Source organism: Rathayibacter sp. AY1F3 (assembly GCF_002931975.1).
Classification (GTDB): domain Bacteria; phylum Actinomycetota; class Actinomycetes; order Actinomycetales; family Microbacteriaceae; genus Rathayibacter.
On the sequence record NZ_PSVF01000001.1, the window covers coordinates 83,313 to 104,096 of the forward strand.

Consider the following 20,784-nt stretch of genomic DNA (forward strand, 5'->3'; position numbering starts at 1 on the left):
AGGCCGGCGGTCCCGAGGTGTGCTCGGGCCCGCCGGCCTCTTCGAGGAAGCGGCTAGGACGCCGCGGGAGCGGACGGGGAGGTGACGGTGATGGAGCCGTCGATGATGCCCGCCTTGATGGTGTCGAGCTCGCCCTGCAGGTCGCCCGAGACCTTCGACTCGAAGTCGTGGAACGGCGCGATGCCGACTCCGTCGTTCTCGAGGGTGCCCACGAAGGGAGTGGGGTCGAAGTCGTCGGCTCCGGCGGAGCTGGTGACGTCGGTCGTGCCGGCCTCGATGCCCTTGAGGATCGAGGTCAGGTACAGGTCGGCGCCGTCGGGGTAGGTCTCGTACAGGTCCGCGTCCACGCCGACCATCGCGATGTCCTTGCCGGAGTCGCGGATCGCCTCGATCGCCGACTGGAAGATCGGACCGCCGACGGGGAGGATGACGTCCGCGTTCTGGTCGATCAGCGACTGCGCGGCCGACTTGGCCTCGACGCCCGCCGCGAAGCCGCCGGTGAAGGAGCCGGTCTGCGCGTCGACGTCCCAGCCGACGACCTTGACGTCCTTCCCCTTCTGCTCGTTGTAGTACTTCACGCCGTCGGCGTAACCGTCCATGAAGATCGTGACGGTCGGGAACTGCTGGCCGCCGTAGGTGCCGACGACGCCGGTCTTGGAGTACGACGCGGCCGTGTAGCCGGCGAGGAACGCAGCCTGCGAGGTGTCGAAGGTGATCGGCTTGACGTTCGGCAGGTCGATCGACGCGTCGTCGATGATCGCGAAGTCGATGTCCGTGTTCGCCTCGGCCGCGGCCGACGTGGCCTCGGCCAGCGCGAAGCCGACGGTGATGATCAGGTTGCAGCCCTGGTCGACGAGGCTGGTCAGGTTCGGGGCGTAGTCCGTCTCGGACTCCGAGGTGACGGTCTTCGGCGTGACGCCGAGGTCCTCCGAGGCCTTCACGAGGCCGTTGTAGCCGAGCTCGTTGAACGACTTGTCGTCGAACCCGCCCGCGTCGGAGACCATGCAGGGCAGGAAGTCGCCACCGGCGGCGGCGCTGGAGCCGCTCTCCTCGGGGGCGGAGGCGCAACCGGCGAGAAGCGCGGTGACGCCGAGGGCGGCGAGACCGCCGAACGCGGCCTTACGCGAGGTGATAGTCAAGATGTCGTCCTCCAGGAATGCGGCCCCGCGCGACGAGCGCAGCAGGGCGTCGATTCCCACACGTTACCCAATGTGACAAGCCGCTCAGCCGCCCGGACGGTAGACCTCAGGAAGCGTTACACAGTGTTGATCTTCGCGACACGCGGAGCGTGTCGCGGGGTGCGGGCGGCTGTGCTCGATTCCGAGCCGCGGAGCGGCTCGGCGCGGTCGGCTGGGCTCGATTCCGAGCCGCGGAGCGGCTCGGCGCGGTCGGCTGGGCTCGATTCCGAGCCGCGGAGCGGCACGGCGCGGTCGGCTTCGCGACGGGTGCGTTCCGCAGAGCGGGTCGCGTCGGGCTGGCCTGAATCGCTGGCACGCGATTCCGGCTCGCGGCCCTCTCCCCTGCTGCCGGACGTCGAAGGCGTTCGGAGGAGCTCCGCGCTGCGCGCGGTCGGGCTCGACGCGATGCTCCTCCATGGTGGTCGAGTTGCCGCGGAAGCGGCGTATCGAGACCCAGCCACCAGCACCCAGGGCGACGGCCGAGGCCCTCATCGAGGGTGGTCGAGTGGCCGCGCGAACGGCGTATCGGGACCGCCGCACGCGCATGAGGCGAGGGGCGGAACGGCGAAGCGCGGCGCCTCCGAGGGGAGGGCCGCGCTTCGACGGGTGGGACGGAGGGCTAGAGGACGTCGGTGCGGCCGGAGAGGCGCAGGGCGTCGACGACGCCCTTGACCTTCTGGGCGTTCTCGGTCGTGGTCACCAGGAGCGCATCGGGGGTGTCCACGACGACGATGTCCTTCACTCCGATGAGGGCGATGGTGCGGTTGCCGCCGCTGACGACGATGCCCGTCGCGGAGTCGGCGAGCACACGCGCGTCCTCGCCGAGGATGGCGAGGTCCGAGCGGAGTCCGCTCGAGTGCAGCTTCGCGATGGACGCGAAGTCGCCCACGTCGTCCCAGGAGAAGTGGCCCGGCACGACGGCCAGCTTGCCCGCGGCCGCGGCCGGCTCGGCGACGGAGTAGTCGATCGCGATCTTCTCCAGGCCCGGCCAGATGCGGTCGACGACCGCGCCGCGCTCCGGGGTGTCCCACGCGGCGGCGAGCTCGAGCAGGCCGGCGAGCAGCTTCGGCTTCGCGCGGCCGAGCTCCTCGAGGAGGCGGTCGGCGCGGGCGATGAACATGCCCGCGTTCCAGAGGTACTGACCGCTGGAGAGGTAGGCGCGCGCGGTGTCGGCGTCGGGCTTCTCGACGAAGGAGTCGACGGCGAGCGTGTGCGTCGCCCCGTCGATCCCGAGGTGCTTCCCCGTGCGGATGTAGCCGAAGCCCACGGCAGGCTCGGTCGGCGTGATGCCGATGGTCGCGATGTAGCCCGCGTCCGCCGCGACGACGGCCTCGGCGACCGCGTCGTGGAACAGCTGCTGACCGCTGATGACGTGGTCGGCGGCGAACGAGCCGATGATCACGCCGGGCTGGCGGCGCTCGAGGATGGCGGCGGCCAGGCCGATCGCGGCGGACGAGTCCCGCGGCTCGCTCTCGAGGACGACGTTGAGGTCCTCGAGGCTCTCGAGCTGCTCCTCGACGGCGGCGCGGTGCGCGCGCCCGGTCACGACCATGATCCGGTCGGCGCCCGAGATGGGCGCGAGGCGGTCCCAGGTGTCGCGGAGGAGGGTCTGTCCCGACCCCGTCAGATCGTGCAGGAACTTCGGGGCGTCGGCCCGGGAGAGCGGCCACAGCCTCGAGCCGATCCCGCCGGCGGGGATCACGCTGTAGAAGCGGTCGAGCGGGGCGCGGCCATCGGTCTCAGGTGATGTCATGTCCGCAGGATACAAGGGAGCCCGAGCGCGACCGTCCGTTCACCCGGGCGCGCGCCGCCGTTCATCCCGCCGCCGTAGCGTCCGGGGCGTGAGAGTCGCGGTCGTCACCGAGAGCTTCCTGCCGTCCTTGAACGGCGTGACCACGAGCGTCCTGCGGGTGCTCGACGAGTTCGCGGAGCGCGGGATCGAGGCGCTCGTCGTCTGTCCGGCCGCGGGGGCGCCGGGCCACTACGCGGGTCACCGCGTCGTGGAGCACCCGGCGATCGCCTACCGCGACTTCCCGGTCGGGATCCCCACGCTGGCCCTCACCCGGGAGCTGGCCGACTTCGAGCCCGACGTGGTGCACATCGCCTCGCCCTTCCTCCTCGGCGCCCGCGCCATCGCCTCGGCCGGCCGGCTCGGCGTGCCGAGTGTCGCGATCTACCAGACGGACGTCGCGCGATTCGCGGCCCGCTACGGCATCCGCGGCGCCCGCGCCCTCGCCTGGCGGGTGATCCGCCAGATCCACGCCGGGGCGGACCTGACCCTCGCCCCCTCCACCAGCGCCCTCGACGACCTCGCCGCCGCCGGCATCGAGCGCACCGCGCTGTGGGGCCGCGGCGTGCAGAGCGAGCGCTTCCACCCGCGCCGCCGCTCCTCCCCCTACGCGCAGGCCGTCCGGGCCGGACTCGGCGCCGACGACGCGCTCGTCGGCTACATCGGGCGCCTCTCCCCCGAGAAGAGAGTGGAGCGGATGGCGGCACTCGCCTCCCTCCCGCACGCGGAGCTGGTCGTGGGCGGCTACGGCCCCTCCTCCGCCCGGGTCGCCGCCGCCCTCGGCCCGGCGGCGCGGATGCTCGGCCGGCTCGACGGCGACCGGCTGCCGGCGGTCTTCGCCGCGCTCGACGTCTTCGTGCACACCGGAACGGAGGAGACGTTCGGCCAGACGGTGCAGGAGGCGCAGGCGTCCGGCACCGCGGTGGTCGCGCCGCACGCGGGCGGCCCCACCGACCTCATCGAGCACGGCGTGGACGGCCTGCTCTACGCGCCTGAGAGCGACTCCGACCTCCGCCGGCAGGTGGAGCGCCTGGTCCGAGATCCCGCACTGCGCGCCCGGCTCGGCGAGGCGGGCCGCCGCCGCGTGCTCCACCGCACCTGGAGCGCGCTCACCGACGAGCTCCTCGCGCACTACGCGACCGCGGGGGCGCCCGCCCTCGCCCTGCCCCGCAGCTAAGGCTCGCCTAAGCCGCGCCCGCCTGCGAGCGCGCTTAGAATCGGAGGGCGAGTTTCTCGTCGCTCCCCGCCCCGTCCCCGTCCACGCGACGTGGGAACAGGTCAGGCCGTCGGAGCACAACCAGGGAGGGTTGTTCGTGTCAGTTCAAGCTGCTCAAACCCTCGCACCCCGGAAGCAGGGGAAGATCCGGCGTCCGGCCGGCACCCTGTACCGCGGTCGCGAAGGCATGTGGTCGTGGGTGCTCCACCGGATCACCGGTGTCGCCATCTTCTTCTTCCTCCTCGTCCACGTCCTCGACTCCGCTCTCATCGCCGTGAGCCCCGAGGCGTACAACGCGGTCATCGGCACGTACAAGAACCCGATCATGGGACTCGGCGAGACCGGGCTCGTGGGCGCCATCGCGTTCCACGCGCTGAACGGCCTGCGGATCATCCTGGTCGACTTCTGGAGCTGGGCGACCCGCAACCAGCGCGTCCTCTTCTGGGTCGTCATGGGCCTCTGGGTCGTGCTGATGCTCGGCTTCGCGCCGCGCCACCTGATCAACGTCTTCAGCGAGGGGGGTGCGCATTGAGCACCGTCGCCGCACCGCGGACCCCGCACACCCCGACCCGCTCCTCCGGCACCAACTGGGAGAAGTGGGGCTGGATCTACATGCGCGCCTCCGGCGTCGTGCTGATCGTCCTGATCTTCGGGCACCTCATCTACAACCTGCTGCTGGGCGACGGCATCAAGGCCATCGACTTCGGCTTCGTCGGCGGCAAGCTGGCGAACCCGTTCTGGCAGTGGTGGGACGTCCTCATGCTGTGGCTCGCGCTGATCCACGGCGGCAACGGCATGCGCACGCTGGTCAACGACTACGCGACCTCGCCCCTGCTGGCCAAGGCCTTCAAGGGCGGCATCCTCGTCGCCGTCGTCGCGCTGATCGCGCTCGGCACCTGGGTCGTCTTCGCGTTCGACCCGTGCCCCGCCGGCACCGCCGCGGACCTGCTGCCCTCCTTCTGCGCAGCGTGACCACGGTGCCGCGGATCGGAGAGGGGCCCGCGCCCCTTCCGGTCCGCGGCATCACGTCCCGGCACCTCCCCCTCCCATCCCCGTACGACGGAGCACCCACCCCGTGAGCACACCAGGCCACTCCCACACCGGCGCCGACCAGAGCGCCTTCGCGCAGACCGTCGGACCCGACGGCGTCCACTACCACCAGTTCGACGTCGTCATCGTCGGCGCCGGCGGTGCCGGGATGCGCGCGGCCATCGAGGCCGGCCCCAAGGCGAGGACGGCCGTGATCTCGAAGCTGTACCCGACCCGCTCCCACACCGGAGCGGCGCAGGGCGGCATGGCCGCCGCCCTCGCGAACGTCGAGGAGGACAGCTGGGAGTGGCACACCTTCGACACCGTCAAGGGCGGCGACTACCTCGTCGACCAGGACGCGGCCGAGATCCTCGCGAAGGAGGCCATCGACGCGGTCATCGACCTCGAGAACATGGGCCTGCCCTTCAACCGCACCGAGGAGGGCAAGATCGACCAGCGCCGCTTCGGCGGCCACACCCGCGACCACGGCAAGGCGCCCGTCCGCCGGGCCTGCTACGCGGCCGACCGCACCGGCCACATGATCCTGCAGACGCTGTTCCAGAACTGCGTCCGGCTCGGCATCAACTTCTACAACGAGTTCTACGTCCTCGACCTGGTGATGACCGAGGTCGACGGAGTGGCCAAGCCCTCCGGCGTCGTCGCCTACGAGCTGGCCACGGGCGAGCTGCACGTCTTCCAGGCGAAGGCGATCATCTTCGCGACCGGCGGCTTCGGCAAGATCTACAAGACCACCTCCAACGCGCACACCCTCACCGGCGACGGCGTCGGCATCATCTGGCGCAAGGGCCTCCCCCTGGAGGACATGGAGTTCTTCCAGTTCCACCCGACCGGCCTCGCCGGGCTCGGCATCCTCCTCACCGAGGGAGCGCGAGGAGAGGGTGCGATCCTCCGCAACGCTTCGGGCGAGCGCTTCATGGAGCGCTACGCCCCCACCATCAAGGACCTCGCGCCGCGCGACATCGTCGCCCGCTGCATGGTCCAGGAGGTGGCGGAGGGCCGCGGCGCCGGACCGCACAAGGACTACGTGCTGCTGGACTGCACCCACCTGGGCGCAGAGGTCCTCGAGACCAAGCTCCCCGACATCACCGAGTTCGCCCGCACCTACCTGGGCGTCGACCCCGTCGTCGAGCCGGTCCCCGTCATGCCGACCGCGCACTATGCGATGGGCGGCATCCCGACCAACGTCAAGGCCGAGGTGCTCTCGGACAACACGACCGTCGTCCCCGGCCTCTACGCCGCCGGCGAGTGCGCGTGCGTCTCGGTGCACGGCTCCAACCGCCTCGGCACCAACTCCCTCCTCGACATCAACGTCTTCGGCAAGCGCAGCGGCAACAACGCCGCCGACTACGCCAAGACGGTCGACTTCACCCCCCTGCCCGCCGACCCGGCCGGCGCGATCCGCGACATGCTCGCCTCGCTCCGCTCCGCCACCGGCACCGAGCGGATCGCCTCGATCCGCAAGGAGCTGCAGGACGAGATGGACAAGAACGCCCAGGTGTTCCGCACCGACGAGTCCCTCGAGGCCGTCACCGGGACCATCCAGCGCCTGCGCGACCGGTTCCGCAACATCTCGGTGCAGGACAAGGGCAAGCGCTTCAACACCGACCTCCTCGAGGCCGTCGAGCTGGGCTTCCTGCTCGACCTCGCCGAGGTCGTCGTCTACTCGGCGCGCAACCGCAAGGAGAGCCGCGGCGGCCACATGCGCGACGACTTCCCGAAGCGCGACGACGAGAACTACATGCAGCACACGATGGCGTACCTCTCCGGTGACGCCCACTCCTCCGACGCCGGTGACCACATCCGGCTCGACTGGAAGCCCGTCGTGATCACCCGGTACCAGCCGATGGAGAGGAAGTACTAGCCATGTCGACCGCTACCCTCGAGCAGCCGCCCGCCGCCCCCGCGGCCCCGGAGGCGTTCACCGTCACGTTCATCATCCGCCGCTTCGACCCCGAGGTGGACGCCGAGCCGCGCTGGCAGGACTTCGACGTCGAGATGTACTCGACCGACCGCGTCCTCGACGCCCTGCACCGCATCAAGTGGGACCAGGACGGATCGCTGACCTTCCGCCGCTCGTGCGCGCACGGCATCTGCGGATCCGACGCGATGCGGATCAACGGCCGCAACCGCCTGGCGTGCAAGACGCTGATCAAGGATCTCGACATCTCGCAGCCGATCTACATCGAGGCGATCAAGGGTCTGCCCCTCGAGAAGGACCTCGTCGTCGACATGGAGCCGTTCTTCGCCTCCTACCGCGAGGTGCAGCCGTTCCTGGTCGCCAACACCCCGGCGCCCAAGGGCAAGGAGCGCGTGCAGTCGGTCGCCGACCGCGCCCGCTTCGACGACACCACGAAGTGCATCCTCTGCGCCGCGTGCACGTCGTCCTGCCCCGTGTTCTGGACCGACGGGCAGTACTTCGGCCCCGCGGCGATCGTGAACGCCCACCGCTTCATCTTCGACTCGCGCGACGACGCCGGTGGAGCGCGCCTGGACATCCTCAACGACAAGGAGGGCGTGTGGCGCTGCCGCACGACCTTCAACTGCACGGAGGCGTGCCCGCGCGGCATCCAGATCACGCAGGCGATCGCCGAGGTGAAGCAGGCCGTCATCCGCGGCCGCGCCTGATCCCCCTCGCGAACGCGTCCGGCCCGCCGGGATCCTCGGATCCGGCGGGCCGGACGCGTTCCTGCGTGCAGGCGGGCGCGTGCACGGGCGCGCCGCGAGGCCTCAGTACGCTGGAGGAATGACCGAGGCGGCCGACACTCCCCGCGGGATCCCGGGCCTGTTCGAGCGGGTCATGCGGACGCGGCCGGTGCGGGTGATGCTCCACTACTCCGAGACCGGCGGGCCCCTCTTCGCCTCCGGACTCGCCTTCCAGGCCCTGTTCGCGGTCTTCGCGGCGCTCTTCGTCTTCTTCGCCGTCTTCGGCTTCTGGGTGCGCGACGACTCGGTGCTGCGCGACTCCCTCCTCGATCTGGTGACCCGCTCCGTCCCCGGCCTGATCGGCGGGAAGAACGCGCTCGTGTCGGTGGACGACCTGCTCGACTCGTCGATCCTCGGCTGGACGGGTGCGATCGCGGCCGCCGGCCTGCTCTGGACGGCGCTGAACTTCCTGGGGAGCCTGCGCCAGGCGGTCCGGCTGCTCTTCTCGCTCCCCGGACCCACGACCCTCTTCGTCCTGCTCAAGCTCAAGGACGCGGGGCTCGCCCTGGTCTTCGGGGCGGTGCTGCTGGTCTCGGCGGGTCTCTCCGTGTTCTCGACCTCGCTGGTGGACGTGGCGTTCGGCTTCCTCGGGATCGGCAGCGAGTCGATGCCGGCCCGTCTCGCCGGCAGCGCGGTCGGCCTGCTGATCATGCTCGCCCTGGACACGGGCACGCTCGCCGGCTCCTTCCGCATCCTCTCGGGCATCTCGATCCCCTGGAAGAACCTCTGGGCGGGGTCGCTGCTCGGCGGGATCGCGCTCGGCGCGCTCAAGGTCCTCGGGACGCAGCTGCTGGGCGGTGCCTCCCGCAATCCGCTGCTCGCCTCGTTCGCGGTCCTCATCGGTCTGCTGATCTGGTTCAACCTCGTCTGCCAGGTGATCCTGATCGCCGCGTCGTGGATCTCCGTCGGGATGAGCGACGCCGGGATCTCGGCGCGCAAGCTCACGCCGGAGGAGCGCGAGAAGGAGCGGGAGGAGCAGCTGCGCACCGCCCGCCGCACCCTCGCCGAGGCCGAGCGCGAGCGGCTTCGCGCCGCGCTGCCGGAGGCGTCCCTCCTCAAACGACGGCGCCTGGAGCGCCAGCTCGCGCAGCTCGAGGAGGAGCTCGAGCAGCTCGCCGCCTGACTCGGCGGACCTCTTCCCGTCCCTCCCGGTGACGCCGCGCCCGGTTCCGCCTGCCGATTCTGTCCGTTTCTGTTGACTTCCCTCCCGGACGGGTCTAAAAAGAGGTAAACGCAGATCCGAGGTCGGCAACGACACCGCGGATCCGGCGCACCACCCACGGCGAGACGACGGAGTCCACATGTACGCACCGGAGCGGCACCAGGCGATCCTGGACCGCGCGCGCACCGACGGGCGCGTCGAGGTCCGCGACCTCGCCCTCTCCCTCGCCGTGACGCCGGAGACGATCCGCCGCGATCTCACCAGCCTCGAGAAGCGGGGCCTGCTGCGCCGTGCGCACGGCGGCGCCATCCCCGTCGAGCGCCTGGGCATCGAGCCCGAGGTCGCCGCCCGCGAGGGACACCTCGCCGGCGAGAAGGACCGCATCGCCACCGCGGCCCTCGCCGAGGTGCCCGACGGCGGCTCGATCGCCATCGACGCCGGCACCACCACGGTGCGGCTGGCGGAGCTGCTCCCCCTGGACCGCCGGCTGACGGTCGTCACCCACTCCCTCCCCGTCGCGATGGCGCTCGTCGGCCGGCCCAACATCGACCTCCACCTCATCGGCGGGCACCTGCGCGGAGTCACGCAGGCCGCCGTCGGACCGTGGGCCGCCCAGGCCCTCTCCACGGTCTCGGTGGACGTCGCCTTCATCGGCACGAACGGCCTCAGCCTCGAGCGCGGGCTCACCACCCCCGATCTCGACGAGGCCGTCGTCAAGTCCGCGATCATCGCCTCCGCGCGCCGGGTCGTGGTCCTCGCCGACCACTCGAAGTTCGGCCGGCAGGACTTCGGGCACGTCGCTCCGCTGTCCGCGGTCGACACCGTCATCACCGACGCCGATGTCGACGACGAGCTCGCCGACGACATCGAGTCGGCCGGCCCGGAGGTCGTCCGCGCATGATCGTCACCGTCACCGCCAACCCGAGCATCGACGTCACCCTCTCCACGAGCGGCTTCGCCGTCGGCGAGGTCAACCGCGCGCACGACGTGCGGCGCGACCCGGCCGGCAAGGGCGTCAACGTCGCCCGTGCCCTCGCGCGCAACGGCGTCGAGGCGACCGCGGTCTACCCGGCCGACGCCTCCACCGGCGTCGACCTGTCCACGATGCTCCGGGCCGCCGGAGTCCGCTCGGCCAGTGCGGCGATCGCCCACCCGATCCGCACCAACATCACCGTGGTCGACGACCGGACGGGCCGCACCACCAAGATCAACGAGCCCGGCCCCGCCGTCACGGAGGAGGAGGCTCACGCCCTCTCCGAGCTGATCGGCGAGCACGTCTCGGCCTCGCCCCGCTGGCTCGTCGCCTGCGGCAGCGTCCCCCCGGGATTGGGAGCGGACTTCTACCCCGCCCTCGGCCGCCTCGCCCTGCACTTCGGCGTCCCCCTCGCCGTCGACACCTCGGGAGCGCCCCTGACCGCGATCATCGCGGCCGGCACCGCCACCCTGGTGAAGCCCAACCTCGAGGAGCTCGAGGAGCTCCTCGGCCGCTCCCTGACGATGGTCGGAGACGTCGTCGCCGGAGCCCGTGAACTCCTGCAGCTGCCCGACGCGCGAGCGCTCGTCAGTCTCGGAGAGCACGGCGCCCTCCTCGTCACGGCGCACGCGTCGTGGTGGGCGGGCGCCCCCGCCGTCGTGCCCCTCAGCACCGTCGGCGCCGGCGACAGCACGCTCGCCGGCTACCTCTCGGCCGTCGACGCCACGGAGGCGGAGCGCCTCGCGACAGCAGTCGCGTGGGGTACCGCCGCCGTCCAGCTCCCGGGCAGCGAAGCCCCGGGTCCCGACTCCCTCCGCCTCGACGACGTCTCCGTCGTCGAGAACCCCGACCCCACCCTCCCGATTGGAGAACTGAGCGCATGACTGCTCTCACCGAGGCGTCGACGGTCATCGTCGACCTCACCGCCGCCACGAAGGACGAGGCCACCGCGCAGCTCGCGAAGACGCTCGCCGACGCCGGCCGCGTCACCGACCTCGACGGCTTCCTCGCCGACGTCCGCGACCGCGAGTCGCAGATGGCGACCGGCATGCCCGGCGGCATCGGGATCCCCCACGCCCGCTCCTCCCACGTCGTCTCGCCCAGCGTGGCGGTCGGCATCGCGAAGCAGGGCGTCGACTTCGGCGCCCCCGACGGCCCGGCCGACCTGATCTTCCTGATCGCGGCTCCGGACGGCGCCGACCAGGCGCACCTCAAGATCCTCGCCCAGCTCGCCCGCAAGCTGATCCACGAGTCCTTCACCGGTTCCCTCCGCGCCGCCGCCAGCGGCCAGGAGGTCGCGGACATCATCGCCCGAGAGGTCGTCGTCTCATGAGGATCGTCGCCGTCACCAGCTGCATCGCCGGCATCGCGCACACCTACATGGCGGCCGAGGCCCTCGAGCAGGCCGCGAAGAAGAAGGGGTACGAGATCCAGGTCGAGACCCAGGGCGCCGCGGGCTCCGATCCCATGTCGGACCGGACCATCGCCGACGCCGACGTCGTGATCCTCGCCGCCGACCTCGAGGTCCGCGGCAAGGAGCGCTTCGCCGGGAAGCCCACCCTCGAGGTGGGCACGTCGGAGGCGCTCGCGAAGGCGGCCGACGTCATCGACCGCGCCGTCGCGAAGGTGCAGGACGCGCCCGCCGCGAGCCCCGCCTCCGGCCCGCGCTTCGTCGCCGTGACCAGCTGCATCGCGGGCATCGCCCACACGTACATGGCGGCGGAGGCGCTCGAGCAGGCCGCGAAGAAGCGCGGCTACCCGATCCACGTCGAGACCCAGGGCGCGGCCGGCTCGGACGAGATGACCGCGGCCGACATCGCCGCCGCGGACGTCGTCATCCTCGCCGCCGACCTCGAGGTCCGCGGCAAGGACCGCTTCGCCGGCAAGCCGATCCTCCAGGTGGGCGTCGCCGAGGCCCTGTCCAAGCCGGACGAGGTCCTCGACCGCGCTCTGGCCCTCCGCGGCTCCGGCTCCGCCGCGTCCGCCCCCGCCCGCTCGACTCCGGCCGCGGCCCCCGCCGCGCCGAAGAAGGTCGGCGTCGGCACGCGCATCCGCCAGAACCTGATGACCGGCGTCTCCTACATGATCCCGTTCGTCGCGGCGGGCGGTCTGCTGATCGCGCTGTCGTTCCTGTTCGGCGGCTACCGGATCGTCGACTTCACGGCCCAGCAGATCATCGACGACGGCTTCAACGTCGCGAACATCACCGACTGGGCCGGAGTGATGTTCCTGATCGGAAGCGCGACCTTCGCGTTCCTGGTGCCGGTGCTCTCGGGCTTCATCGCCTTCGGCATCGCCGACCGTCCCGGCATCGCGCCGGGCTTCCTCGGCGGCGCGGTCGCGGTCACCGTCGGCGCGGGCTTCCTGGGCGGCCTCGCCTCCGGCTTCATCGCCGGCTACGCGGCCCTCTACATCTCGCGGATCAAGCTCCCCGCGGCGTTCAAGTCGCTGATGCCCGTCGTGATCATCCCCCTGATCGCCACCTTCATCACCGGCTTCCTGATGTTCGTGGTGCTCGGAGCGCCGCTCCGCGCACTGAGCGAGGGCCTGTCGTCCTGGCTCTCGGGCCTCTCGGGCGGCAACCTGATCATCCTCGGGATCATCCTCGGCCTGATGATGGCGTTCGACATGGGCGGTCCGGTCAACAAGGTGGCCTACGCCTTCGCGACCACCGGCCTCGCCTCCGTCCCCGCCGACGGCGACCCGAACTCCGTGCAGTTCAAGGTGATGGCGATCGTCATGGCCGCCGGCATGACCCCGCCGCTGGGTCTGGCCCTGGCCACGACGCTCCGCAAGCGCCTGTTCACCGACGCCGAGCGCCAGAACGGCAAGGCCGCCTACCTGCTGGGCGCGTCCTTCATCTCGGAGGGTGCCATCCCGTTCGCCGCGGTCGACCCGCTGCGCGTGATCCCGTCCGCCATGGTCGGCTCGGCCGTCACGGGTGCGCTCGTCGCGCTCTTCGGCTCCACCCTCCGCGCCCCGCACGGCGGAGTCTGGGTCACCGGGCTCGTCGGGCAGCCGATCCTCTACCTTGTCGCCATTCTGGTGGGCATGGTCGTCACGGCCGTCTGCGTGATCATCGCGAAGAGCATCAAGCGCGCCCCAGTGGTCGCCGAGGTGCCCGAGCCCGCCACCGCGCAGGCCGTCCCCGCCTGATCCCCTCCGACCGACCGTCCTGAGCGGTCCCGCCGGCGGTCGCCTCCGCGCTCCTCCCCCTCTCCGAGGGAGTGGCGCGAGGCGGCCGCCGGCTTCCGCGTTCCGGGGTGCGAGCGCGGCCGGGCGGCCCGCTCCGCGGCTCCGAATAGACTGCTCCGGTGACTCGCAGCACCCTCCGCATCGCCTCCGTCAACGTGAACGGCGTCCGCGCCGCCTACCGCAAGGGGATGGGCGACTGGCTCGCCGCGCGCGACGTCGACGTCCTGGCCCTGCAGGAGGTCCGCGCCTCCACGGACGACCTCACGGGGCTCCTCGGGGACGAGTGGGACGTGCTGCACGACGAGGCGACCGCCAAGGGGCGCGCCGGAGTCGCTCTCGCCTCGCGCAGGCGCGCCACGATCCACCGCGTGACGTTCGGCGCCGACGACTTCGACTCGGCCGGACGCTGGCTCGAGGCCGACTACGAGGTCGGCGGCCGCTCGCTCACCGTCGTCTCCACCTACGTCCACTCCGGCGAGGTCGGCACTCCCAAGCAGGTCGAGAAGTACCGCTTCCTCGACGCGATGGAGTCGCGCCTGCCCGAGATCCTGGCGCACAGCGAGCTCGCCGTGGTGATGGGCGACCTCAACGTCGGCCACCGCACGCTCGACATCAAGAACTGGAAGGGCAACGTCAAGAAGGCCGGCTTCCTCCCGGAGGAGCGCGCCTACGTCGACCGCTTCGTCGGCGCCGAGGGCGACCCGGACTACAACGCCGGTGCCGGACTGGGCTGGGTCGACCTCGGCCGCCGGTTCGCGGGCGAGGTGCCCGGACCGTACACGTGGTGGTCGCAGCGCGGCCAGGCCTTCGACACCGACACCGGCTGGCGCCTCGACTACCAGCTCGCCACGCCCGCGCTCGCCGACCTCGCCCGCAGCTACGAGGTCGACCGCGCCGCCTCCTACGACACCCGCTGGTCCGACCACTCCCCCGTGGTCGTCGACTACGAGCTCTGACCCTCTCCCCCGCGAACCGACCCCTCGAGGCCACCCATGACTCCCAGCACCCCGGGCGCCAAGCCCGTCATCTTCTCCGGCATGCAGCCCTCCTCCGGGTCGCTGCACCTCGGCAACTACATCGGCGCGCTGACCCAGTGGGTCGCGATGCAGGAGGACTTCGACGCCTACTTCTGCGTCGTCGACCTGCACGCGATCACGGTCCCGCAGGACCCGCAGCAGCTCCGCGAGCGCACCCGCGCGACCGCCGCGCAGTACATCGCCGCGGGCATCGACCCCGCGCGCTCGACCCTCTTCATCCAGTCCCACGTGCCCGCTCACGCCGAGCTCGCCTGGGTCCTCAACACCCTGACCGGCTTCGGCGAGGCCAGCCGGATGACGCAGTTCAAGGACAAGTCGGCGAAGCAGGGCGCCGAGGCCGCCTCGGTGGGCCTGTTCACCTACCCGATCCTGATGGCGGCCGACATCCTGCTGTACCAGACGGACGCGGTGCCGGTCGGCGAGGACCAGCGCCAGCACCTGGAGCTCACCCGCGATCTCGCCGCGCGCTTCAACTCGCGCTTCGGCGAGACCTTCGCCGTGCCGGAGCCCCACATCGTGCGCGAGACCGCGAAGATCTTCGACCTGCAGAACCCGGGCGCCAAGATGTCGAAGTCGGCGGAGTCGGACGCGGGCCTGCTCAGCGTGCTCGACGAGCCGAATGCGACCGCGAAGAAGATCATGCGCGCCGTGACGGACACCGAGTCGGAGGTGCGTTTCGACCGGGCGGCGAAGCCCGGCGTCTCGAACCTGCTGACGATCTACTCGGTCCTCGCCGACCGCTCCGTCGAGTCGCTGGAGCAGGAGTACGCGGGCCGCGGCTACGGGGACCTCAAGAAGGGCCTCGTCGAGGTGGTCGCCGCCACCTTCGACCCGATCCGCGCGCGGACCGCGGAGCTGCTCGCCGACCCGGCCGAGCTCGACCGGGTCCTCTCCCTCGCCGCCGACCGCGCGTCCGAGACCGCGGAGCGCACGCTCGCCGCCGTCTACGACTCCGTCGGCCTCCTCCGCCGCGTCCGCTGAGGCGGCCGTGCTGCGGCTCGCGCTCTTCGACCTCGACGACACCCTCTTCGCCCATGCCCGCGCTGTGCGGGAGGGGATCGTCGCGTACGCCGCCTCGCTCGGCGCCGCCTACGCCGGCGAGCCGGCCGACGTGCAGCGCCGCTGGCACCTGCTCGAGGAGGAGCACTACCACCGCTACCTCGCGGGCGAGCTCGACTACGAGGGCCAGCGCCGGGCGCGCGCCACGGACTTCGCCGCGGAGGCCGGAGTCGGGCTGACTCCCGAGGAGGCGAGCTCCTGGTTCCGCGGGTACCTCGAGCACTACGTCGCCGCCTGGACCCTCCACGACGACGCGCTGCCCGTCCTCGACCGGCTCGACGCCGCCGGAGTCCGCCTCGGCGTCATCACCAACGGCGTGCTCGACTTCCAGCGGGGGAAGATCGAGGGCACGGGCCTCTCCGGTCGCTTCGAGCACGTGATCGCCTCCGGCGACGTCGGCGTCGCCAAGCCGGACGCGCGGATCTTCGCGATCGCCTGCGAGCGGTTCGGGGTCTCTCCGGAGGAGGCCCTCTACGTCGGCGACCGGCTCGGCACCGACGCCGTCGGAGCGGCCGCTGCGGGCCTGCGCGGCGTCTGGCTCGACCGCGTCGGCGGTCCCGAGCACGGCCGCGAGCTGCCGCCCGAGGCGGTCGAGCTGGGCGTGCGCCGGATCGGCTCCCTGGACGAGCTGGACGCGCAGCTCGGGCTGTCGGCGGACTGAGGCCCCGCCCGGGTGGGGTCACGTCACGCGCCTGCAGCGACTACGCGACCAGCATGCGGATCCGAACAGCCGGGTCTGGATACGCCGCCTACGGCGACTACGCAACCAGCATGAGGTTCCCCGGAACCACCCCATCGCGAAACTTCGCTGCGCCGTCATCGGAACGACGAAGCGCCCCACCCGACCCGAGGGTCGGACAGGGCGCTTCACCGTGAACGGACGCACATCATCCGCTCGCCGCACGAGGCGAACGGGGAGAACGCGTGTCAGCGTTGTCCCCTAACCGGACGGAACCCGCTCCCCGAGACGCGACCACCTCGATGAGCCGACCGCGCCGCGGCAGGCAGGGACTGCCGCGGAGGAGGCTACTGCACGTCCTCGTCGATCCAGTCGAAGGTCTTGGTGACGGCCTTCTTCCAGAGGCGGTACTGGCGGGCGGCCTCGTCCTGGTCCATCTGCGGGGTCCAGCGCGAGTCCTCCTGCCAGTTCTGGCGCAGGTCGTCGAGGTTCTCCCAGAAGCCGACCGCGAGACCGGCCGCGTAGGCCGCTCCGAGCGCGGTGGTCTCCGCGACGACCGGTCGGACGACCGGGACGCCGAGGATGTCGGCCTGGAACTGCATGAGCAGGTTGTTGGCGATCATGCCGCCGTCGACCTTGAGCTCCTGCAGGGGGACGCCGGAGTCGGCGTTGACCGCGTCCAGGACCTCGCGGGTCTGAAAGGCGGTCGCCTCGAGCGCGGCCCGGGCGATGTGGCCCTTGTTGACGTAGCGGGTGAGGCCGACGAGGGCTCCGCGGGCGTCGGAGCGCCAGTAGGGGGCGAACAGACCCGAGAAGGCGGGGACGAAGTACGCGCCTCCGTTGTCCTCGACCGTGGCGGCCAGCGCCTCGACCTCGGGGGCCGAGCCGATGAGGCCCAGGTTGTCGCGCAGCCACTGGATCAGCGAGCCGGAGACCGCGATCGAGCCCTCGAGCGCGTAGTGCACCTCGCCGTCGCCGAGCTTGTAGCCGATGGTGGTGAGCAGACCGTTCTTCGAGTGGACGATCTCGGTGCCCGTGTTGAAGATCAGGAAGTTGCCGGTGCCGTAGGTGTTCTTCGCCTCGCCCGGGTCGAACGCCGCCTGGCCGAAGGTCGCGGCCTGCTGGTCGCCGAGGATGCCGGCGATCGGGACCTCGCGCAGCAGCGACGAGGACTCGACGTGGCCGTAGACCTCGGAGGAGGAGCAGACCTCGGGGAGCATCGACTTCGGGACCCCGAAGGCCTCGAGGATGTCGTCGCGCCACTCGAGGGTCTCGAGGTCGAGGAACAGGGTGCGGGAGGCGTTGGTGACGTCGGTCTTGTGGACGCCGCCGTCGATGCCGCCGGTCAGGTTCCAGAGGACCCAGGTGTCCGTCGTGCCGAAGATCAGGTCGCCCGCCTCGGCCTTCTCGCGAGCACCCTCGACGTTCTCGAGGATCCAGACGATCTTGGTGCCGGAGAAGTAGGTCGCGAGCGGGAGGCCCACGATCGACTTGAAGCGGTCCGCGCCCTCGTCGCCGGCGAGGCGGTCGACGATCGACTGGGTGCGGGTGTCCTGCCAGACGATCGCGTTGTAGACGGGCTTGCCGGTCGTCCTGTCCCAGACGACAGCGGTCTCGCGCTGGTTGGTGATGCCGACGGAGGCGATGTCGTGGCGGGTCAGGTCGGCGCGGGAGAGAGCCTGGCCGATCACCTCGCGGACGTTGTTCCAGATCTCGATCGGGTCGTGCTCGACCCAGCCGGCGCGCGGGAAGATCTGCTCGTGCTCCTTCTGGCCGGTGGAGACGATCGATCCCTTCTTGTCGAAGATGATCGCGCGGGACGACGTGGTCCCCTGGTCGATAGCGATGACGTAGTCAGCCATGAATGATTACTCCTTCGTAACGGGGGTGAAAGGAAGCGCGGCGGTCTAGAGGACCGGGAGCAGCACGAGCGAGGCGAGGCCCGCGAGCACTCCACCGACGATCGGGCCGGCGACGGGCACCCAGGCGTAGCTCCAGTCGCTCGAGCCCTTGCCCTTGATCGGCAGCAGAGCGTGCGCGATGCGGGGGCCGAGGTCGCGGGCGGGGTTGATGGCGTAGCCGGTCGGGCCGCCGAGGGAGGCGCCGATCGCGATCACCAGGATGGCGACGGGCAGCGCGCCGAGCGCGGCCAGACCGCCGTCGCCCTGACGTCCGCCGCCGAAGCCGATGACGACGAAGACGAGGACGAAGGTGCCGATGACCTCGGTGACGAAGTTCCAGCCGTACGAGCGGATCGCCGGGCCGGTCGAGAAGACGCCGAGCTTGTTGGCCGCGTCGGGCTCCTCGTCGAAGTGCTGCTTGTAGGCGAGCCAGCAGAAGACGGCACCGAGGATCGCACCGATCATCTGGGCGAGGATGTAGACGAGGATCGAGACGATGTCGACGGGCACGCCGGAACCGAACTCGGTCGCTCCGCTCGCGACGAGGCCCAGGGTGACGGCGGGGTTGAGGTGCGCCCCCGAGTTGTACGAGACGATCACACCGGCGAAGACCGCGAAGCCCCAGCCGATGTTGACCATGAGGGTTCCGCCGTTGAGACCCTTGCTCTTCACGAGCGCGACGTTGGCGACGACACCGCAGCCGAGGAGCACGAGCATGGCCGTTCCCACGACTTCGGCGAGGAAGACCACTCCGAGATTGTCCACGTTGACCTTTTCCTTTTCGTAAGACGGACGCGCACAGGCGTCCGCGGCGGGCTTCGATGCCCGACGGTGTGAAGTTATCGGCGCCCTGTCCTAGCGACAAGGAACGGCGCGTGCACGTTTGTGCGTTGTCACGACGGAAGCCCCGGTCGAGGTGATCCTCGGTCCGGGGCTTCCGTCGATCCGCGCCTGATCGCCGATCAGGAGGCGGGCACGGCCGTCGGGGTCTGCACCGAGGTGCCCCCGACGTCGACGCCGTTGTACTCCTTGAGGTGCGCGATGGTCGCGTCGACCTCCGACGCGCGGGCGGCGTCGTCCCAGCCCAGCACGGCGCCCGTGTGCTCGGCGAGCTCCTCGAGGAGCTCGCGGCTCAGGCCGCCCGTGAAGGCGTGGTTGGTGCGGCGCATCACCAGGTCGATGAGGTGCACCACGCTCTCGCGCTGGGCGAGGTAGCGGATCTCACCGGTGGTGAAGTCCTTGTCGAAGTCGAGCGCCTCGTCGTGTCCGTCGGCCAGGGCCTCGATGACCTCTTGCGCGCGGGTGCCGTAGCGCTCGAGCAGCTGGCCCGTGCGGGCCGAGGAGAGCCCGGAGCGGTGCTGGCTGATCCACTGCGCGCGGGACGCGTCGGTGCGCGGGAAGCCCTTGCCGCCTCCGATGGGGGTCTTCACGGTGGAGACGCGACGGGTCACGCCGATCCGCTTGAAGACCTCGTTCGAGAGGTGCTCCGACAGGGCGCGGAACGTCGTCCACTTGCCGCCGACCAGGCTGAGCACGGGCGAGCCGTTGCCGGGGAGCGTCGAGGGCTCGATGCGGTAGTCGCGGGAGACGAAGCCCGGGGCCTCGTCGTCGTGGCGGGGCAGCGGGCGGATGCCGGAGAACTTGAAGACGATCTGCGAACGGTCCACGCGGATGGCCGGGAAGACGTGGTTGACGAGCTCGAAGAAGTAGTCGATCTCCTCCTCCGTGCACACCGCCGGCTTCGTGGGGTCGGCGTCGATGTCGGTCGTGCCGACCATCACGCGGCCCTTGAGCGGGTAGATGAGGACGATGCGTCCGTCGCTGTGCTCGAAGAACATCTCGCGTCCCTCGCAGGCCTCGACCAGCTCGGGGTTGTCGAGCACGATGTGCGAGCCCTTGGTGCCGCCCATGAATTTCGTGGTCGTGCCGAGGGCCGTGTTGGTGAAGTCGGTCCACGGTCCGGAGACGTTGACGACGACGTCCGCCGCGAAGGTGAACTCCTCGCCGGACTCGCGGTCGCGGAGGACGACACCCTTCTCGTCGGCGCCGACGGCCTCGACGTAGTTGGCCGCGCGGGCCTTCCTGCCGCCGATCAGCGCGTCGTGGAGCACGTCGAGCGCGAGGCGCTCGGGCTCGTGCACGGAGGCGTCGAAGTAGGTGGCGGTGTACTTGATCTTCGGGTCGAGCTTGGGGAGTTCGTTCAGCGAGCGCTTGCGTCCGTGGAACTGGTGGCGCGGGACCGTGCCGCCGTCGCGGGAGAAGAAGTCGTACATCGTGAGGCCGACCTTGATCAGCAGCGCGCCGCGCTCCTGCGGCTTGCCCGACTTGTGGGTCAGGAAGCGCAGCGGAGCCGCGAGGATGCCCGAGAACGTCGAGTAGATCGGGATCGTCGTCTGCAGCGGCTTCACGTAATGGGGAGCGATCTTCAGCAGGCCGTTGCGCTCGTGCACGCCCTCGTTGACGAGTCGGAACTCGCCGTTCTCGAGGTAGCGGATGCCGCCGTGGATCATGTGACTCGAGGCGCTCGAGGCACCGGAGACGTAGTCGCCGCGCTCGACGAGGGCGACGTCGACGCCGTTGAGCGCGAGCTCGCGGAAGGTCCCGATGCCGTTGATGCCACCGCCGATGACCAGGACCGTGGCGCGGGGGTTGTCGCGGAGAGCAGCGACGCTCTCGCGCAGAGCGGAGTTTCCGGGAGTTCCGTCGGACTGTGCCACTTCGTACTCGCCTTCGTGTCGTAGGGGTGTCGTCGAGGCCTCCGCACCAGCGTGCACCGGGGAGATGACCGATTGATTTCGCGGAGGAATACAGTCATCCTTGACCCGACAACACATCCGGTCAA

General features: G+C 70.8%; 18 protein-coding genes. 13 read left to right on the top strand and 5 right to left on the bottom strand.

All coding sequences use genetic code 11. The features are described from left to right. Positions 1–53: 53 nt before the first annotated feature. Positions 54–1,139 (bottom strand): BMP family protein, encoded by a 1,086-nt coding sequence (locus C5C39_RS00365; protein ID WP_104232890.1) that lies wholly within the window; start codon positions 1,137–1,139, stop codon positions 54–56. A gap of 658 nt (positions 1,140–1,797) precedes the next feature. After that, on the bottom strand, positions 1,798–2,931 hold the full coding sequence (locus tag C5C39_RS00370; protein ID WP_104223184.1) for a mannose-1-phosphate guanylyltransferase: 1,134 nt from the start codon (positions 2,929–2,931) through the stop codon (positions 1,798–1,800). An 88-nt stretch (positions 2,932–3,019) separates the two neighbouring features. Between C5C39_RS00370 and C5C39_RS00375 the strand changes: the two genes are divergently transcribed. The 13 genes from C5C39_RS00375 to C5C39_RS00440 all read left to right on the top strand — a co-directional run bounded on the left by C5C39_RS00375 (position 3,020) and on the right by C5C39_RS00440 (position 16,023). After that, positions 3,020–4,144, top strand: a complete 1,125-nt coding sequence (locus C5C39_RS00375; protein ID WP_181134817.1) for a glycosyltransferase family 1 protein — start codon at positions 3,020–3,022, stop codon at positions 4,142–4,144. 136 nt (positions 4,145–4,280) lie between these two features. Further along, a complete protein-coding gene (gene sdhC, locus C5C39_RS00380; RefSeq protein WP_374952907.1) occupies positions 4,281–4,715 on the top strand; it encodes a succinate dehydrogenase, cytochrome b556 subunit in 435 nt (144 codons plus the stop codon). Next, a complete protein-coding gene (locus C5C39_RS00385) occupies positions 4,712–5,155 on the top strand; it encodes a succinate dehydrogenase hydrophobic membrane anchor subunit (protein ID WP_104223187.1) in 444 nt (147 codons plus the stop codon). The genes sdhC and C5C39_RS00385 overlap by 4 nt, the downstream gene beginning before the upstream one ends. A gap of 202 nt (positions 5,156–5,357) precedes the next feature. Then, positions 5,358–7,094, top strand: coding sequence for a succinate dehydrogenase flavoprotein subunit (gene sdhA / locus C5C39_RS00390; protein WP_244230709.1), 1,737 nt, complete (start codon positions 5,358–5,360; stop codon positions 7,092–7,094). Between the two features lie 2 nt (positions 7,095–7,096). Further along, a complete protein-coding gene (locus tag C5C39_RS00395; protein WP_068254543.1) occupies positions 7,097–7,858 on the top strand; it encodes a succinate dehydrogenase iron-sulfur subunit in 762 nt (253 codons plus the stop codon). Positions 7,859–7,976: 118 nt separating this feature from the next. Continuing rightward, entirely contained in the window at positions 7,977–9,059 is a 1,083-nt protein-coding gene (locus C5C39_RS00400) for a YhjD/YihY/BrkB family envelope integrity protein (RefSeq protein ID WP_104223189.1), read from the top strand. A gap of 178 nt (positions 9,060–9,237) precedes the next feature. Next, a complete protein-coding gene (locus C5C39_RS00405; RefSeq protein WP_104226423.1) occupies positions 9,238–9,999 on the top strand; it encodes a DeoR/GlpR family DNA-binding transcription regulator in 762 nt (253 codons plus the stop codon). Further along, positions 9,996–10,955 carry a 1-phosphofructokinase family hexose kinase gene (locus C5C39_RS00410; RefSeq protein ID WP_104352400.1) on the top strand — a complete coding sequence of 320 codons (960 nt, stop codon included), beginning with the start codon at positions 9,996–9,998 and terminating at the stop codon, positions 10,953–10,955. Before C5C39_RS00405 ends, C5C39_RS00410 begins: the two co-directional genes overlap by 4 nt. Further along, complete coding sequence (locus C5C39_RS00415) at positions 10,952–11,404, top strand: PTS sugar transporter subunit IIA (RefSeq protein WP_097166616.1); 453 nt, start codon at positions 10,952–10,954, stop codon at positions 11,402–11,404. The genes C5C39_RS00410 and C5C39_RS00415 overlap by 4 nt, the downstream gene beginning before the upstream one ends. Continuing rightward, positions 11,401–13,227, top strand: a complete 1,827-nt coding sequence (locus tag C5C39_RS00425) for a PTS fructose-like transporter subunit IIB (protein ID WP_104232839.1) — start codon at positions 11,401–11,403, stop codon at positions 13,225–13,227. Before C5C39_RS00415 ends, C5C39_RS00425 begins: the two co-directional genes overlap by 4 nt. Positions 13,228–13,385: 158 nt before the next feature. After that, the gene (locus C5C39_RS00430; RefSeq protein WP_104352401.1) at positions 13,386–14,222 is read left to right on the top strand and encodes an exodeoxyribonuclease III; all 837 of its coding nucleotides are present in this window, start codon (positions 13,386–13,388) and stop codon (positions 14,220–14,222) included. 36 nt (positions 14,223–14,258) lie between these two features. Next, a complete protein-coding gene (gene trpS / locus C5C39_RS00435; protein WP_104352402.1) occupies positions 14,259–15,284 on the top strand; it encodes a tryptophan--tRNA ligase in 1,026 nt (341 codons plus the stop codon). A gap of 7 nt (positions 15,285–15,291) precedes the next feature. After that, positions 15,292–16,023: an HAD family hydrolase gene (locus C5C39_RS00440; RefSeq protein WP_104261093.1), complete on the top strand. Its 732-nt coding sequence runs from the start codon at positions 15,292–15,294 to the stop codon at positions 16,021–16,023. Between the two features lie 365 nt (positions 16,024–16,388). On the opposite strand, the gene glpK is transcribed toward C5C39_RS00440, so the two are convergent. The 3 genes from glpK to C5C39_RS00455 form a co-directional block, all read right to left on the bottom strand. Next, positions 16,389–17,903: a glycerol kinase GlpK gene (gene glpK, locus C5C39_RS00445; protein ID WP_104226427.1), complete on the bottom strand. Its 1,515-nt coding sequence runs from the start codon at positions 17,901–17,903 to the stop codon at positions 16,389–16,391. Between the two features lie 45 nt (positions 17,904–17,948). Further along, positions 17,949–18,659, bottom strand: coding sequence for an MIP/aquaporin family protein (locus C5C39_RS00450; protein ID WP_244230707.1), 711 nt, complete (start codon positions 18,657–18,659; stop codon positions 17,949–17,951). A 245-nt stretch (positions 18,660–18,904) separates the two neighbouring features. After that, positions 18,905–20,659 (bottom strand): glycerol-3-phosphate dehydrogenase/oxidase, encoded by a 1,755-nt coding sequence (locus C5C39_RS00455; protein WP_258066312.1) that lies wholly within the window; start codon positions 20,657–20,659, stop codon positions 18,905–18,907. Between the last annotated feature and the right edge of the window lie 125 nt (positions 20,660–20,784).